Genomic DNA, 14,462 nt, shown 5'->3' with positions numbered 1-14,462 from the left:
ATTATGGCAACAGCAAAACAAAACTTTTATAAATGGCACAGGATATTGGGCTTAATAGCCCTTATCCCTGTTATGATGTGGACGCTGAGCGGCCTTTCACACCCCTTTATGTCGAACTGGTTCAGGCCAACAATTGCGAGGGAAACCTACAAACCACAACAAATTGTAAAGCCCGCGCTCTCCATCAGACAGGTGCTTGATAAAAACGCGATAAGCCAATTCATCAATTTTGGGTTAATTACTTTTAATAACCAGGCTTACTACCAGGTATTGGGGAAGGATAGCATCACAAACTATTATTCAGCCTCGAGTGGAGATCTCTTAAAAGACGGCGACAAACAATACGCCATTTACCTTGCCCGGTACTTTACGCAGGATAACACATCAAAAGTAAAAAGCATCACTATGCAAAAAAACTTTGATGCGCGTTATCAGCCGATAAACCACCTACTGCCCGTTTGGAAAGTAGCGTTCGACAGGCCGGATGGCATGGACGTATATGTAGAAACCTTGCAAAGCCGCATGGGCACGTTCAATAACAATTCCCGTAAGGTAATGCTAACCATTTTTGAGCAACTACATACCTGGGAGTTTTTGTCGGATATAGGCGGCGAGCAATTTAGGATAGTAGTGCTACTAGTTATTATTAGTGTGATGCTTTTATCACTACTTACCGGCTTAACCGTATATGGTTTGTTTTGGAAAAAATTTAAAACCGCAACAGAAAATCGCCGGCGTGATGATCGGACTGATACCCGCTTCATACATCGCTATCACAGGCAGTTAGGGCTTATTGTTTCCTTTGTGATGTTAACGTTTATTATAAGCGGTGCATTTCATTTAGTTGTTAAAATGCATAACATAAAACCGCAGGCTAAAGCGTACAACCAGGTCATCAACACAAAAGACCTCGCCGTCTCTAACCTGCAATTACCTGTGGATAGCATGAAGACCATCGGACTGATAAAATATGCAGATAGCTGCTACTACCAGCTAAGCGACTTTAAAAAGAATGTTTACTACTATAACACATCAACTGGAAACCAACTTGCTGATGGCGACGCTATCTACGCCAACTATCTAAGTGATTTTTACAGAGCAGGTGAACCACCTGTAAAGGTAAAAGGTAAAAGCACAATCACCCAAATCCGCCAGTTTGATAACGAGTATGGGTTTATAAACAAGCGCCTGCCGGTACAAAAAGTGGCCTATCCTAACGGCGAGAACTGGTATATTGAAACTACTACCTCACAGTTAGCTACCAAAGTTGCAGGAATCGACCGCGCCGAAGGATTATCTTTTATATTTTTACACAAGTATTTTGGCATGAGCTGGGCCGGTAAAAACATTCGCGACATTGTAAGCATGCTTGCAGCGCTGGGTGTATTTGTAGTATCGGCATTTGGCTTTTCAGCATTTCTTAAAAACAAATAATTATGAGAAGATCCATTATCATTTTAGCAGTAGCAGCATCATTAGGGTTTGCGGCATGCAACTCATTGGCAACAAAGGATGCCAAAGCAACTGAAGATGCCAAGCCCAAAGGCAAATATTATTGCACTATGCACCCCGAGATAACATCAGACAAACCCGGTACATGCAGTAAATGTGGGATGGATTTGGTGGAACGGGATACGAAATAGCTTTCCACATAATACACGCGTCATCCTATGTTTGCATAGGATGACGTTTTTATTGAGCGATCCTGAGAGTCACGGGTTCAGGAACCTAAAACAGTCACTCCTCCTTCCAGAACAGGGTATTGGGATGAAATTGTTTCCATGAGCGCCAATACTCCTGGTATGCCTGTATAGTTGCTAACTGGCTACCTTTATATGAGCCCGCTGTACACAGTCCTTTCCAATCCCAAATAGAGGAGGTTTCATCGTCGGTAAGGTGCCCGTCCGCATTCACCTGGAAATGCAGAGGCTTGCCATTTACGGTACTGTTCCAGGCATGATAGTTCATGCTGTCCTTTTCAACAGCTATGAGCAGGCTGGTATTTTTAATTTTATCATTATACGTACGTTTACGCACCATTGCTCGCCAATCATAGGCCTTGGGCTGGCCTTCAACAATAACGCCTAACATCCAGCTCTTCCGCATCAACGAATCTTTGTTCCGAAGCGTGGTATCTTTATCAACCGCCTGTTTGCGGTCGTAGTCTTTCAGGTCGGCATAATCGTTACTGTAAATGGCATCGGGCTGCAAAATTTGCGATCCCGGGTACTTGTTAAGCCATGCGCCAAGGGTTAACTGCTCATAAGGCACCTCGGCTAATTGCGCGCCTTTTAATTTGCCAACAGCAGCTTTCCCTGTAGATTGATACCACCAGCTTTTTGTGGCTTCGTCCTCAATAATGGCATTATAATGCCTTGCCCCAACCAGCCTAAAGGTTTGCAGTTTGCCATTGATAACCGGGTTATAAACACGGCCGGTACGGCACATGGTGCAGTAGGTAACCAATATGGGCTTGCCGGCAATAGTATCCAATACTTTATGGTGATAACCTAAATATATAATAGGATAAGCTTTTGCCACACCTTTATAAACCACACCAATTACCAAATAGCTATGCGGTACGCGGCTTTTTATGGCGTTTGCAAATGCCACTTTGCGCGACTCTTTAAACATGATCTCGGCCTTGTACATATTATCAGTAAAGTAAAAACTGATAAGGCACAGGGCCAGTACGCCAACTTTTATGATTTTTTGTTTAGTGCTATCTTTTATGAGGTAAAGCCCCAGGTAGGCCAATATTAATATGGCGCCTAAAATGCGTAGCGGCTGTATCACCTTTTCAAGGTAATAGCAAAATGTAATAGCGTTAATACCCTGGCTGCCGGGGAATGGCATTAACAAATAAGCATGTATAAGCCCCGGAATTAAGAGCAGTATAATACCGGCCCAAAACAGCAATGGTTTAGTTTTTTTATTCATGCTTATCCGTAAAGGCCTGCTATAGTATAAGTTAATTAGGTTACTAAGCCTAAATTATAAAAAAGATATTTAAATATCTATACGGCGTTTTATTAATTTTTCTATCAGTATCCTTTTGGTTATCGGCTTTGTTTTTGACTTTGTGCTTACGTTATTAACCGCCAATACCCGTAATTTTATGAAAATTTGAAAATAATGAAGATCGAGATCTGGAGTGATGTAATGTGCCCGTTTTGCTATATTGGCAAACGCCGTTTTGAAGATGCATTACAACAATTTAAGCATAAAGACCAAGTAGAGATCGAATGGAAGAGCTTTCAGCTTAACCCAGATATGGTTACTGATCCTTCGGTGAACATCAGCCAGTACCTGGCAGATGCTAAAGGGTGGACTTTGGAATATGCCCGGCAAATGAACAACCATGTTACGGAAATGGCCGCCGAAGTTGGCCTTACTTATAACATGCATAAAGCCGTTGTAGCCAACAGCTTTAACGCCCACCGTTTTACGCATCTTGCCAAAACACACCATCTGGGTGATGCCGCCGAAGAAGCACTTTTTAAGGCCTATTTTACAGATGGCAAAAACATGGATGATGTTGATACGCTCGCAGAACTTGGCGCGTCTATCGGCCTGTCTGCCGACGAAGTAAAACAAACACTTGCCACTGATGCCTTTGCCGATAACGTGAAGCACGATATTGCCGAAGCGCAATATTTAGGCATCCAGGGTGTGCCATTTTTTGTAATGAACAATAAATATGGTGTATCCGGCGCCCAGGCGGTACCGGTATTCACTCAAACCTTAGAAAAGGCTTTTGGTGAATGGCACGATGAGCAAAACAAACCCAAATTGGATGTTATTGAAGGCCCGGCATGCGGACCTGATGGCGACTGCTAAGAGTTAACTCATATATTAATCAGCAGTATAGGTAAGAAATTTATTAGCGCTGCGCATTAATTAGCCCGAAATATATTTTATATTTATACCCTGATTAATTGAATAACTATATGAATAAACTCTACTCCAAACTATTTATAGTTCTTGTTCTGGCGTTCGCAATTGGCGGATGTAAAGTTGACGCACCGGTATATCCCGAGGGTACCGTTTCTACTGTTGGTAAACCCAAACCTGCTACCGGTACAGATAATGGAACTGGCACGGGTACAAACCCGGGTACTGGAACAGGGACAAACCCGGGAACCGGAACTGGCACAAATCCCGGAACAGGGACAAACCCGGGAACTGGTACTGGCACAAATCCCGGCACAGGTACAAACCCTGGTACTGGTACTGGAACAAACCCCGGTACTGGCACTGAAAACACAGGAGATGGCCTGCCTGTTGGTGCAACAAACACCATCCAAATTAGGTATACCGCGGGCGGTGCAATTAAAACCTACAAAAACAATGTTTCTATAACAGCCTTAATGGGATTTATAACTGTAGGCGCTATTGAAAGCCAATCATCTATAATTACATTCGGCCTTACAGATACAGCGGTAGGCACCTATGATCTTTTTGCTTTGCAAACCGAAAACTATTACATGGATCCACTCTCTATTGGCAAAGTAAAGGTAACCGAGTCTTCCTTTAACCAAAGTACAGGTAAAGGAACTATCAAAGGAACTTTTAGCCTTGATATGACCGATGGAACAACAACTTACAAGCACGTTTTAGGGTCATTTAATATCAGCAAATAACCTTATATATCAGTTACAGAAGCCTGCTTATTACACAGGTTTTTTTAATGGAATTAAGATAGTAACTTTGCGTATTAGTGTAATAATTACACAAAGTTACCATCATAATTTTGGAAGCAATAACCCCGGTTTATAATTTTTCGCGCACAACATTACGCATGGCGGTGGGTGCCATGTTTTTTATGGCGGGCATTTGCTTTGCCAGTTGGGCATCGCGCATAGCCACCATACAACAAAACCTTAACTTAAGCGATGCCGGGCTTGGGGGCGTGTTATTCGCGCTGCCGGTTGGGCTCATGTGTTCCCTTCCATTCTCGGGATGGATAATTACCCGTATAGGCAGCCGCAAACTGCTTATAAGCGCTTTAGTAGTATATAGCCTTTCGCTGGTATCATTAGGCATAGCGCAAAACGCGGTTCAATTAATTGCTTGCTTACTGCTGTTTGGCTTTTCGAGCAATGCTGTAAACATAGCTGTTAATACCCAGGCCGTAGCTGCCGAAGAGCTTTACCAACGCCCTATTCTTGCATCTTTCCATGGCTTATGGAGTTTGGCCGGTTTTACAGGCGCCGCCATAGGTACGTTCATGATTGGCAAGCAGGTAATTCCGTTCAAACATTTTAGCCTTATAATGGCGCTGGTAATTGTAGTAGTGATATTTACTTCGCGCTATCTTAAAAACGATAAGCCAACCAGCACCGGCCCTGTATTTGTAATGCCCGATAATTCGCTTATTAAATTAGGCCTCATCGCCTTTTGTTCGATGATATGCGAGGGTGCCATGTTTGATTGGAGTGTTATTTACTTTAAAAAAGTAGTACTTGCCCAAAGCGCCTTAATGGGTGCCGGCTACACCGCGTTTATGTTTACCATGGCTACCGGCCGTTTCGTGGCCGATAAATTCGCGCATCGCTTCGGGCTTAAACGCACCCTGCAAATAAGCGGGATGCTTACCGCAACAGGTTTGCTTATAGCTGTGGCATTCCCGTATATTTATACAGCTATTTTTGGCTTTTTACTGGTAGGCTTCGGTGTATCGTCTGTTGTGCCATTGGTTTACAGCGCAGCAGGTAAATCAAAAACCATGTCGCCCGGGGTAGCATTGGCCGCGGTGTCTACCATTAGTTTCGCAGGCTTTTTAATTGGTCCTCCTGTAATTGGATTTGTGGCCGGCATAGCTACGCTAAAGGCATCATTTACCCTTATAGCTGTAATGGGGCTTTGCGTAACCATTTTTGCTACTAAGGCAAAAATATAATTACTCCTTTGTCAGGTCTGCTTCGTTAGGGTTAAGCACGTACTCAAAGTTCTCGTAACCATTATGAAATATAAACTTAAGGCGCTCGTGCGGCAGGTTAATATCCAGTGATATAGCGCCTAATGTGGCAGGCAGGTTGTCTCTGATCAGTTTCAGATCGGTAACATGGGGCATATCTATAGCAATATCTTCGCCACGTGCCTCTATCTTCCAGTCCTTTAGGCCGGCGCCCTGTAATACATCCAACCACTTTTGCTGATAAGCATTCATAATATACAATTTGCTTATTAAACAGGTTACCTCACATTAAGTTTTATTGACCGGAAACTATGGTGCCGATATATATCTGCCATAAACCCCTAAGCGGGCCAGCCTATCTTCAAAAATAACCCTGCCATCGGCAAAAAACTTCTTAAAATCCTGCTCGCTAATTTGGCCGGGGTATGGTACATAATAATGATCGGGACGGCCGTTGCGCCAGGCCATTACATAGGATGCTTTGTGCCCGGCAAGTGTGGGTAATAATACTTTTGTCCACCAGTCGGCTTGTGGTATTTGTTCATAACCTGTTTCGGGCAGGCAAGCCAGCTTATGTGTTTTGGCAGCAACAGCATCAACTATCCCCAGGCGCATATCCAGCTTTTGCCGGTAATCCTCAACATCCTGGTAACAGTAGTTATCAAAGCCAATAAAATCGGTATAATCATTACCGGGGTAACGCAGCATAAAATCTGCCTCACTATTAAAATCTGCCGCCGAGTATACAATGAGCAGGTTATGCAGTTTTTTAGTATCGCGCAGGTAATTAATGGTAAACCGCCAAAGTTCTATAAATTCCGCGGGTGTGCTGGTGTTGGCGCACCACCAAAACCAGTTGCCGGTGAGTTCATGAAACGGTCGAAATAAAATGGGTATCGGCTCTCCGTTTTCCCCTCTCAGATCGGCCAGGTGATTGGCGCCTTTTTCCAGCCATTTTACGTAAGTATCATGATATGCACCGCCTGGTAAAATATCTTTTATGGTGCGGTTGGTAGTGTCCCAGGCAGTTTTACCGTTGGTTGGGTTATCCATATGCCAGCAAAAGGTATTGATGCCCCCACGGCTGTAGGCTTCGCGTACCAGCTTCTTTTGCTGTTTAAAAAGCATTCCGTTAATATCCCGGGTACTGTCATGCTCAATCTTGGCAAGATCCCACCCGTATAATGCGGGGTATGATCCGGTTACACTTTTCACATCAGATCGCCCCTCCTCGTAACACCACCCTATCCCGTAAGCAGTATCGTCGTGATGGCCAAAAATAGTACCCGCGCTAACTAAACGTTGCATACTGTAATATAGCTGCCGTGTCTCGTGCGTAGCCTGTTTATCGCAAGGGTTATATAGTTGTGCCATAGCAGGAGCATTACATATTAATAATATTATAATTAAGCCGTTACGGTAAATGCTTTTCATAATTAAATATACAATGCCCTAAATTACCACAAAATTATTGTGCCTGTACTATTATGCTTTGTTTGTTAAGTTATAGCCATGCGTTTTGTAACATGTAAATAGTGCCTTTTAAGCATAATTATTACATTATACTGAATATCTTTTTAAAACAAAATGGGGCATTCAAGTATCTATATCTTACATAAGTTATACCTTTGCCCAATTAATGGATAGCGTAGATACATCTTCAAAACCTGCACCTAAACGTTTTATACAAACGCGGAGTAAACTGGCAGAATTCTTTTTAATGCTGCACAGGATATATGTTTTTATCCTGCGCTTTTTTAAAGAAGTTTTTTTACCTCCTTACGAGTTTAGGGAAGTTGTAAGGCAATGTTATGAAACGGGCGTTAGGTCGTTTACCCTGATCACGCTTACCGGCTTCATTGTTGGGGTAATATTTACCAAACAAAGCCGCCCCTCTTTAACCAATTTTGGTGCCGAGTCGTGGTTACCGTCGCTGGTTTCCATCGCTATCATGAAAGCCCTTGCACCGCTGGTTACGGCGCTTATAGCGGCCGGTAAAGTAGGATCAAGTATTGGTGCCGAGCTTGGTTCTATGCGTGTTACGGAGCAAATAGATGCCATGGAGGTATCGGGCACAAAACCCTTTAAATTTTTGGTTTGTACCCGGGTTATCGCTACCACTATAACTATACCGCTGCTAGCTACCTATGTTGCGTTTATCGCGCTTCTGGGCGGATACTTAAACGTTAGCCAAAATGAAGGCACCAGCTACGCTACTTTTATGGAGCAGGCATTTGAGCCCCTTACTTTTGTTGATTTTTGGGCATCGTTAAGTAAGGCTATTGTATTTGGTTTTACAATTGGTATTGTGGGATGCTATCAGGGATATAACTCTACCAAAGGCACAGAGGGTGTTGGTAAGGCGGCAAATGGCGCGGTAGTAACGGCTATGTTCCTGGTATTTATTGAAGAAGTTTTAATTGTACAGATAGCCGGATGGTTCCGCTAAGTTATGGAAAAGCAAAAGGCAAATATTGACAGGACTAACGCAGTAGTAAAACTACGCGGGGTTGAAAAATCATTCGCGGATTACGATGTGCTGCGCGGTATAGACCTCGACCTTTTTCAGGGCGAAAACCTGGTAGTGCTTGGCCGTTCGGGTACCGGTAAATCGGTATTAATTAAACTTATATCAGGCCTTTTAAGCCCTGATGCAGGCACAATAGAAGTTTTAGGTAAAGAGGTTACTACCATTAGTGAAAAAGAACTTGAGGAACTGCGCATCCGTATTGGATTCTCTTTCCAGAATAGTGCATTATATGATAGTATGACGGTGCGTAAGAACCTGGAGTTTCCGCTGGTGCGCAACCGTAAAGGAATTACCCGGGCCGAGATAGACAAGAAAGTGGCCGAGGTTTTGGAGGCCGTTAGCCTTTCGCAAACTATTAACCAGATGCCATCAGAGCTTTCGGGCGGGCAGCGTAAACGTATTGGCATTGCCCGTACGCTGATACTAAACCCGGAAATAATGATGTATGATGAGCCAACAGCCGGTCTCGACCCGATTACCTGTATTGAAATAAACGAATTGATAAACGAGGTGCAGCAACGCTATAACACCTCATCCATCATTATAACGCACGACCTTACCTGTGCTAAGATGACCGGCGACCGTGTCGCGATGCTTTTAGACGGGCAGTTTCAACGTGTGGGCACGTTTGACGAGGTGTTTAACACCACCGACCCGCGTGTTACACCCTTTTATGATTATAATTTTATACAATAGATATTAGTACCCTATATAATGGATGCAGCAGAAAATAGAAGATCGATAACTGTAGGCGTATTTGTCCTACTCGGCGTGGCCGTTTTTGTAATAGGTATACTTACGCTTGGCGGTCAGCAAAAAACCTTTGTTAAAAGCATAACCATCAGCTCGATATTTAATGACGTTGCGGGTTTAAAGAAAGGTAACAATGTTTGGTTCTCGGGCGTTAAGGTTGGTACCATTAAAAATATCCATTTTACCGGCCCTTCGCAGGTGGACGTGATCATGAGCATTGAATCGAGCTCGCAGCCATACATACACCGTAATGCGGGTGTACGCATCAGCAGCGATGGATTGATCGGTAACAAGATCATCGTAATTGATGGTGGTTCGCCGCAGGCACCGCCAATACAGGACGGCGCGGTTTTACAGTCGGAAAAAATGCTATCTACCGACGATGTGCTTAAAACCTTACAGCAAAACAACCAGAACCTGCTGGCTATTACTACCGATTTTAAAGCGCTTAGTCACCAGATACTGGCAGGTAAGGGCACAGTTGGGGCCTTATTAGCCGACAGCACTATGGGTAACCAGTTAAAACAAACTATGCGCAACTTACAGGCCGCAACACAAAACGCGGCCAAAATGTCGTCGCAACTGAATAGCTTTAGCAATAAAATGAATACAAAAGGCGGCTTTGCAGATAACCTGCTTACCGATACTGTTACCTTTAACAGAATCCGCGCATCGGTTGGCCGTTTAAAAGAGGCTGCAGATAATGCCAGCATTTTAACCGATAACCTTAACAAGGCAAGCAATAAACTAAATACAACCGATAACGCCCTTGGAGTGCTTTTAAACGACCCTAAAGCGGCGGTAAAAGTACAGAGTACGCTTAATTACCTACAGCAGAGCTCAGTTAAGTTAAATGATGACCTGGAAGCAGTGCAACATAACTTTTTGCTCCGCGGATTCTTCAAGAAAAAGGAGAAGGCCAAACAGGATAGTATTAAAAAAGCGATGTAAAAATTTGAAAAGCGATGTTGATCATCGCTTTTTTTGTTTGATACAGTTCGCAGATTAATGGATTATCCCAAACCATCCACTCACTCCCCTGTTGCTTATATATCAGAACAAAACACTATGCAAAGCAACAGACCAGTTTGGCAAACTTTAGGATTAGGCGCAGTAGCAGGCGTACGTGCCAGTGCCGCACCGGCTATAGCTAATTATTACAGCAATGGATATTACTCCAGTCCGCTAAGCATAATCAGGTTTGCTCAATCGCCTATAACCAGTATAGCAACTTCTTTATTTTCTGCGGCCGAGAATGAAAGAAGGAGATTAAGGAAAGCGACAGATATTTTAGACATGCGCCAGTTAGGTTGGCATGTTGCATCAGGTGCTTTTGCAGGGGCAGCAGTGTTCCGTAAGAATAAACAGAGTATTTTTAAAGGTATGCTGATAGGGGGTGCAGCGGCATTGTTAACAGGTATTGCGGGGCATTACATCCGCAAAAATGCTGATAAACTTCCTGTTGTTATACCACAATTTACAGGTGCTTTTAATGACGCTTTCACTTATAGCAGTGGTATTGCGTTATAAATAATCACTCGGTAAGCTTTGGTGGCTGGCGTTTATCTGGCGGTAGCTTCTCATACTTTTTTAAGCACTCGTTAAGGTAATTGACCAGGTTAAAATCTTTTTCGGTTACTATTTTGGGGGTTGGGGTATACAGGGTTATAAAATTATTCAGGTCCTCTCCCGTTAGAGGAATATACTGAGCAATGATGCCGGGTTGAAACACCGCCTGTATCTTATCCATCACAGCAAATTTTTGTTGTAACTTTTCAAGTTTGGATTTTTTATTTTCATCTTTTTTCCACCACCACAAGCGCCATATAATGCCTCCCACAGGCCTTTGCTCCCGGTCGCGTTGGTAAACTACCGGCTGGCCATGGTAAAGCGGGTCATAATAGGTATTAAAGTTTTTAGTTACGGTAGTATTAATATTTACCTGGTTAAGCTGGTTAGTAACAGGTTCCATAAAAATTTCCTGTTCATTCATCTTCGTCAACACCAGGGTATCAACCTGGTAGGCAAAGCCTTTAAAAACAAGCATATCGCCGTTTTTGGCAGGGATTGCAAAATTACCGGTATTATTGGTAAGTGTGGTTTTATTGTTGTTTAAATTATCTACACGTATCCCTGCCAGGCCAATGCGGGTTTTGTTCTCAAATACACGCCCTTTTAAAATAAATTGGGCCCGAGCTGAGGTTGATATCAAAAACGCGAAAATGATAAGGCAGCGTTGCATGCTTAAAACTATACAAAACCGGCCATACTTACTTAAGGCAAATGCGTATTTAACGTTAATTAACATTTTATAAATCACCCGTTTGGGCACAAAAAGAACAACTATTAAAGAAATTTTTTTAACTATACCTTGTTTTTAAATATCTTTAGGGTGATTATATACCTTTGCAGACCCTTATTAAACCAACTGATTAAACTTGAAACAGCAGTTAACATATACTGAAGCTTCATCGCCCGCCATTAAACAAAGCAAGCAGAGTTTGTACGCCAAGTATGGAGCTATGCTTTTGGGTTACATTAAAGAGGTTGTAAAAGAGATCAACGTTGCCGAACAATATCTTGTAGAGATTTTTAACGACCTGCAGCATACAGATATTGAAGAAATACTGGCACCCGGCGCAAATTCATTCCTGCGTTTGCAGCAACTTACCCGTAAAAAGTTATCGTCATTTATAAGCACGGTTGAAGATTGTACTGATGAAGCTGAAATAACTTCTAAAAAAGCTATAACCGGCAATAAGTTTATAGACATGATGGATAAGGAACAGCAACTTGTTTTTTGTGGTGTACACTACCACGGTAAAACAACTGCTAACTTAGCTACAGAATTAAATAAAACAGAAGACGCCATAAGGCAACTATTGAGAGAATCGTTCACTATTATCAGGAAAAACCGTAATGATACAGCAGTACATTAATAGCGGCATATTGGAAGCATATGTAACAGGTTCTGCCTCCGAACAAGAGGTACAGGAACTGCTGCAAATGAAAACGAAGTATCCTGAGGTAAACAACGCACTTGAGGAATTAGAGAAAGATATGGAACTGCTTGCCCAAAGCATGGCCATAACCCCTCCCACGCACACCTGGGGTAGAATATCTAACAGCATCGATGAGATCATGATGCGCCAACCCAGCGATGCAGTGTTATATAATCAAACAAAGGAAACTAACCAAAATGGATATGCTAAGCCTGATAACGGCCCGCACTACATAGAAGTAGAAGCTGCTAACAGCTACATGAAAGTGCATAAGGCATGGAAATGGGTATTTGCGGCGGTGTTTATTTTGGGTAAGATATTTTTGGGGTGCGCCATTTACTTCTACCTCGAGAACAGGCAGGCCCAACAGCAAATTAACCAGCTTAAGACTGAGCTCCGCCAGTTAAAAAAATAATTTACTATTTCAACTTTCACGCACAGGAATAGGTGTTTAAACGCGCTTAAAAATTAATTTTTATAAACTTTTTATATCTCTTAAAGTTATTTAACCAGGAGGATATAATATGGCAACATCACAAAGCAAGCCGGCTACTACAAAAAAAGCCACCACCAAATCAGCTTCAACTGCTAACCACGAGTTGGAAACAGACAGACCCTTAAGCGAAAAAGACGAGGTAAAAAATGCCGAACGCAAAACAATAAAATCGCTTAAAAAATAGATCAAACAAAGAGAGCGCCTTTAAGGCGCTCTCTTTGTTAATATTATCATTCAAATATAAGCCGCTTACCAGATCAATATATTGTTGCAGCGCCGCTGCCAGTATAAAGCATTATTCCTAAAAAATACGTTTATGAATGTAACGCTTGTTGCTGTAGCTTCACATTCGGGCAGCATAGCAGTTGGCAGAATTGTTCGCGATATTAAATATGCACTATTTTAATATCGCTACCGCTAAATTTTAATGGGCTGCAAACGAAGAAACCTTAGATTCTAACCTTTCTTTTATATTTCTCCGCCCAATTAATACTACAAAAAGGGCCAGTGATGATGCCGCCAGCATAATTGCCGACATTGGTATAGACGACTGACTTTTAAACAAACTAATACCTACCGATACTACCGACCCAATACACATTTGAAAAGCGCCTAAAAGAGCCGACGCCGTACCTGCGTTTTTTTCGAACGGGGCTAAGGCTAAAGCCGAGGTGTTTGGGCTGGCTATCCCTACGCAGCATAAAACCAAAAATATCATGATGATAGTACCTGCAAGCCCTAATAAGTTTTGCAAAGAACCAAAAACAAACAAAGCCGAAATAATAACCATGGCAATAAGTGCCACATTCACTATTTGCGCGCTTTTATATTTCTTAACCAGTAAACTGTTTACCTGGCTGGCTCCAATAAATCCTACAGAGAGTATAGCGAAGATCCATCCGTAAACTTTACTACTTACTTTAAACACTTCCATAAATACCAACGGCGATGAAGATATATAGGCAAACAACCCCGAAAAGGCTATACCCCCGCTAATTGCATAGGTATAAAATTGCGGTGTTTTAATAACGGTTATAAAACCGCTTATAATTGGCCTGGGTTTAAGAGAATAGTTTGGGTCGGCTTTATAACTCTCGGGCAGGAAAAAGAATACCGCCAATATTATAAGTACTGCAATTACAGCCAGGATAATAAATATCAATTGCCAGCCAAAATATCCGGTAACGTACCCGCCAACTGTAGGGGCTATCATGGGCGATGCCCCCAAAACCAAAATAAGCAAAGCAAAAACTTTGGCGTTATCTTCCACCGGAAAAATATCGCGCACCATTGTAATAGATGCTACCGTTGCAGCACAGCCGCCAATAGCTTGTATAAAACGCATGGCAATAAGCATTTCTATACTTGCCGAAAAATAACAGCCTATTGATGCCGCAATGTACAACGCCAAACCAAAATACAAAGGTGGTTTGCGGCCGTATTTATCAAGCAGGGGGCCATAAAGCAACTGCCCGGCAGATATGCCGATAAAAAAACTGGATAACGACAAAGCCACATTCTCGGGGCTGGTATGCAGCGATCTGGCAATATCCGGGAAGCCAGGCAAATACATATCTATTGAGAAAGGCGCGAGTGCGGTAAGAGAACCCAATATCAGTATCAGGAAGAAATAGCGTTGGCTTGTCATAAAGCAAATAAACGGAGTTTAATTGAATGAAAGTGGTAAAGCAATTGTAAAATAGTTTACTACTAAGCCTTTAACAGACAATTTAATGAAAGGCAGAAATGCGAACCATCCAA

The 14,462-nt window shown here is 42.5% G+C and carries 17 protein-coding genes; 12 read left to right on the top strand and 5 right to left on the bottom strand.

Going from position 1 to position 14,462, the window contains the following annotated elements:
- The first annotated feature begins 3 nt into the window (after positions 1 to 3).
- Positions 4 to 1,434: a PepSY domain-containing protein gene (locus ACFQZI_RS02305; protein WP_377137969.1), complete on the top strand. Its 1,431-nt coding sequence runs from the start codon at positions 4 to 6 to the stop codon at positions 1,432 to 1,434.
- Positions 1,435 to 1,436: 2 nt separating this feature from the next.
- A complete protein-coding gene (locus ACFQZI_RS02300) occupies positions 1,437 to 1,643 on the top strand; it encodes a heavy metal-binding domain-containing protein (protein WP_377137967.1) in 207 nt (68 codons plus the stop codon).
- Positions 1,644 to 1,737: 94 nt separating this feature from the next.
- Here the strand turns inward: ACFQZI_RS02300 and ACFQZI_RS02295 are convergent, their stop codons facing one another.
- A complete protein-coding gene (locus tag ACFQZI_RS02295) occupies positions 1,738 to 2,940 on the bottom strand; it encodes a DUF3179 domain-containing (seleno)protein (protein ID WP_377137965.1) in 1,203 nt (400 codons plus the stop codon).
- 195 nt (positions 2,941 to 3,135) lie between these two features.
- On the opposite strand from ACFQZI_RS02295, the gene ACFQZI_RS02290 reads away from it, so the two are divergent.
- The 3 genes from ACFQZI_RS02290 (at position 3,136) to ACFQZI_RS02280 (ending at position 5,902) form a co-directional block, all read left to right on the top strand.
- The gene (locus ACFQZI_RS02290; protein WP_377137963.1) at positions 3,136 to 3,840 is read left to right on the top strand and encodes a DsbA family oxidoreductase; all 705 of its coding nucleotides are present in this window, start codon (positions 3,136 to 3,138) and stop codon (positions 3,838 to 3,840) included.
- A 110-nt stretch (positions 3,841 to 3,950) separates the two neighbouring features.
- Positions 3,951 to 4,643: a hypothetical protein gene (locus ACFQZI_RS02285; protein WP_377137961.1), complete on the top strand. Its 693-nt coding sequence runs from the start codon at positions 3,951 to 3,953 to the stop codon at positions 4,641 to 4,643.
- A 110-nt stretch (positions 4,644 to 4,753) separates the two neighbouring features.
- Positions 4,754 to 5,902, top strand: a complete 1,149-nt coding sequence (locus ACFQZI_RS02280) for an MFS transporter (protein WP_377137959.1) — start codon at positions 4,754 to 4,756, stop codon at positions 5,900 to 5,902.
- Here ACFQZI_RS02280 and ACFQZI_RS02275 read toward each other — a convergent pair whose 3' ends face one another.
- Together ACFQZI_RS02275 and ACFQZI_RS02270 are read right to left on the bottom strand one after the other, a co-directional pair.
- Positions 5,903 to 6,172 (bottom strand): hypothetical protein, encoded by a 270-nt coding sequence (locus ACFQZI_RS02275; RefSeq protein WP_377137957.1) that lies wholly within the window; start codon positions 6,170 to 6,172, stop codon positions 5,903 to 5,905. It lies immediately after the preceding gene.
- Between the two features lie 57 nt (positions 6,173 to 6,229).
- Positions 6,230 to 7,354, bottom strand: coding sequence for a glycoside hydrolase family 26 protein (locus tag ACFQZI_RS02270; RefSeq protein ID WP_377137955.1), 1,125 nt, complete (start codon positions 7,352 to 7,354; stop codon positions 6,230 to 6,232).
- A 205-nt stretch (positions 7,355 to 7,559) separates the two neighbouring features.
- On the opposite strand from ACFQZI_RS02270, the gene ACFQZI_RS02265 reads away from it, so the two are divergent.
- The 4 genes from ACFQZI_RS02265 to ACFQZI_RS02250 all read left to right on the top strand — a co-directional run bounded on the left by ACFQZI_RS02265 (position 7,560) and on the right by ACFQZI_RS02250 (position 10,733).
- Positions 7,560 to 8,369, top strand: coding sequence for an MlaE family ABC transporter permease (locus ACFQZI_RS02265; RefSeq protein WP_377137954.1), 810 nt, complete (start codon positions 7,560 to 7,562; stop codon positions 8,367 to 8,369).
- Between the two features lie 3 nt (positions 8,370 to 8,372).
- The gene (locus ACFQZI_RS02260) at positions 8,373 to 9,146 is read left to right on the top strand and encodes an ABC transporter ATP-binding protein (protein WP_377137952.1); all 774 of its coding nucleotides are present in this window, start codon (positions 8,373 to 8,375) and stop codon (positions 9,144 to 9,146) included.
- A gap of 18 nt (positions 9,147 to 9,164) precedes the next feature.
- A complete protein-coding gene (locus tag ACFQZI_RS02255; RefSeq protein ID WP_377137950.1) occupies positions 9,165 to 10,154 on the top strand; it encodes an MlaD family protein in 990 nt (329 codons plus the stop codon).
- Positions 10,155 to 10,271: 117 nt separating this feature from the next.
- Positions 10,272 to 10,733, top strand: a complete 462-nt coding sequence (locus ACFQZI_RS02250) for a hypothetical protein (protein ID WP_377137948.1) — start codon at positions 10,272 to 10,274, stop codon at positions 10,731 to 10,733.
- A gap of 4 nt (positions 10,734 to 10,737) precedes the next feature.
- Here the strand turns inward: ACFQZI_RS02250 and ACFQZI_RS02245 are convergent, their stop codons facing one another.
- Positions 10,738 to 11,445 carry a hypothetical protein gene (locus ACFQZI_RS02245; RefSeq protein WP_377137946.1) on the bottom strand — a complete coding sequence of 236 codons (708 nt, stop codon included), beginning with the start codon at positions 11,443 to 11,445 and terminating at the stop codon, positions 10,738 to 10,740.
- 196 nt (positions 11,446 to 11,641) lie between these two features.
- Here ACFQZI_RS02245 and ACFQZI_RS02240 point away from each other — a divergent pair, with 196 nt between their 5' ends.
- The 3 genes from ACFQZI_RS02240 (at position 11,642) to ACFQZI_RS02230 (ending at position 12,885) form a co-directional block, all read left to right on the top strand.
- Positions 11,642 to 12,142, top strand: a complete 501-nt coding sequence (locus ACFQZI_RS02240) for a hypothetical protein (protein ID WP_377137944.1) — start codon at positions 11,642 to 11,644, stop codon at positions 12,140 to 12,142.
- Positions 12,123 to 12,620, top strand: a complete 498-nt coding sequence (locus tag ACFQZI_RS02235) for a hypothetical protein (protein ID WP_377137942.1) — start codon at positions 12,123 to 12,125, stop codon at positions 12,618 to 12,620. The genes ACFQZI_RS02240 and ACFQZI_RS02235 overlap by 20 nt, the downstream gene beginning before the upstream one ends.
- A gap of 109 nt (positions 12,621 to 12,729) precedes the next feature.
- A complete protein-coding gene (locus ACFQZI_RS02230) occupies positions 12,730 to 12,885 on the top strand; it encodes a hypothetical protein (RefSeq protein WP_377137940.1) in 156 nt (51 codons plus the stop codon).
- A 240-nt stretch (positions 12,886 to 13,125) separates the two neighbouring features.
- On the opposite strand, the gene ACFQZI_RS02225 is transcribed toward ACFQZI_RS02230, so the two are convergent.
- The gene (locus ACFQZI_RS02225; protein WP_377137938.1) at positions 13,126 to 14,349 is read right to left on the bottom strand and encodes a multidrug effflux MFS transporter; all 1,224 of its coding nucleotides are present in this window, start codon (positions 14,347 to 14,349) and stop codon (positions 13,126 to 13,128) included.
- Positions 14,350 to 14,462: the final 113 nt, after the last annotated feature.

This window comes from Mucilaginibacter lutimaris (genome assembly GCF_042676625.1).
Taxonomy (GTDB): domain Bacteria; phylum Bacteroidota; class Bacteroidia; order Sphingobacteriales; family Sphingobacteriaceae; genus Mucilaginibacter; species Mucilaginibacter lutimaris.
This window is presented reverse-complemented; position numbering and strand designations above follow the sequence as displayed.

Excerpts from the sequence above, each read along its gene's own strand:
- ACFQZI_RS02300 (WP_377137967.1), top strand. The coding sequence starts at position 1,437 with ATGAGAAGATCCATTATCATTTTAGCAGTAGCAGCATCATTAGGGTTT.
- ACFQZI_RS02265 (WP_377137954.1), top strand. The coding sequence starts at position 7,560 with ATGGATAGCGTAGATACATCTTCAAAACCTGCACCTAAACGTTTTATA.
- ACFQZI_RS02290 (WP_377137963.1), top strand. The coding sequence starts at position 3,136 with ATGAAGATCGAGATCTGGAGTGATGTAATGTGCCCGTTTTGCTATATT.
- ACFQZI_RS02275 (WP_377137957.1), bottom strand. The coding sequence starts at position 6,172 with ATGAATGCTTATCAGCAAAAGTGGTTGGATGTATTACAGGGCGCCGGC.
- ACFQZI_RS02230 (WP_377137940.1), top strand. The coding sequence starts at position 12,730 with ATGGCAACATCACAAAGCAAGCCGGCTACTACAAAAAAAGCCACCACC.
- ACFQZI_RS02250 (WP_377137948.1), top strand. The coding sequence starts at position 10,272 with ATGCAAAGCAACAGACCAGTTTGGCAAACTTTAGGATTAGGCGCAGTA.
- ACFQZI_RS02270 (WP_377137955.1), bottom strand. The coding sequence starts at position 7,354 with ATGAAAAGCATTTACCGTAACGGCTTAATTATAATATTATTAATATGT.
- ACFQZI_RS02295 (WP_377137965.1), bottom strand. The coding sequence starts at position 2,940 with ATGAATAAAAAAACTAAACCATTGCTGTTTTGGGCCGGTATTATACTG.
- ACFQZI_RS02235 (WP_377137942.1), top strand. The coding sequence starts at position 12,123 with ATGATACAGCAGTACATTAATAGCGGCATATTGGAAGCATATGTAACA.
- ACFQZI_RS02255 (WP_377137950.1), top strand. The coding sequence starts at position 9,165 with ATGGATGCAGCAGAAAATAGAAGATCGATAACTGTAGGCGTATTTGTC.
- ACFQZI_RS02260 (WP_377137952.1), top strand. The coding sequence starts at position 8,373 with ATGGAAAAGCAAAAGGCAAATATTGACAGGACTAACGCAGTAGTAAAA.
- ACFQZI_RS02225 (WP_377137938.1), bottom strand. The coding sequence starts at position 14,349 with ATGACAAGCCAACGCTATTTCTTCCTGATACTGATATTGGGTTCTCTT.
- ACFQZI_RS02245 (WP_377137946.1), bottom strand. The coding sequence starts at position 11,445 with ATGCAACGCTGCCTTATCATTTTCGCGTTTTTGATATCAACCTCAGCT.
- ACFQZI_RS02285 (WP_377137961.1), top strand. The coding sequence starts at position 3,951 with ATGAATAAACTCTACTCCAAACTATTTATAGTTCTTGTTCTGGCGTTC.
- ACFQZI_RS02305 (WP_377137969.1), top strand. The coding sequence starts at position 4 with ATGGCAACAGCAAAACAAAACTTTTATAAATGGCACAGGATATTGGGC.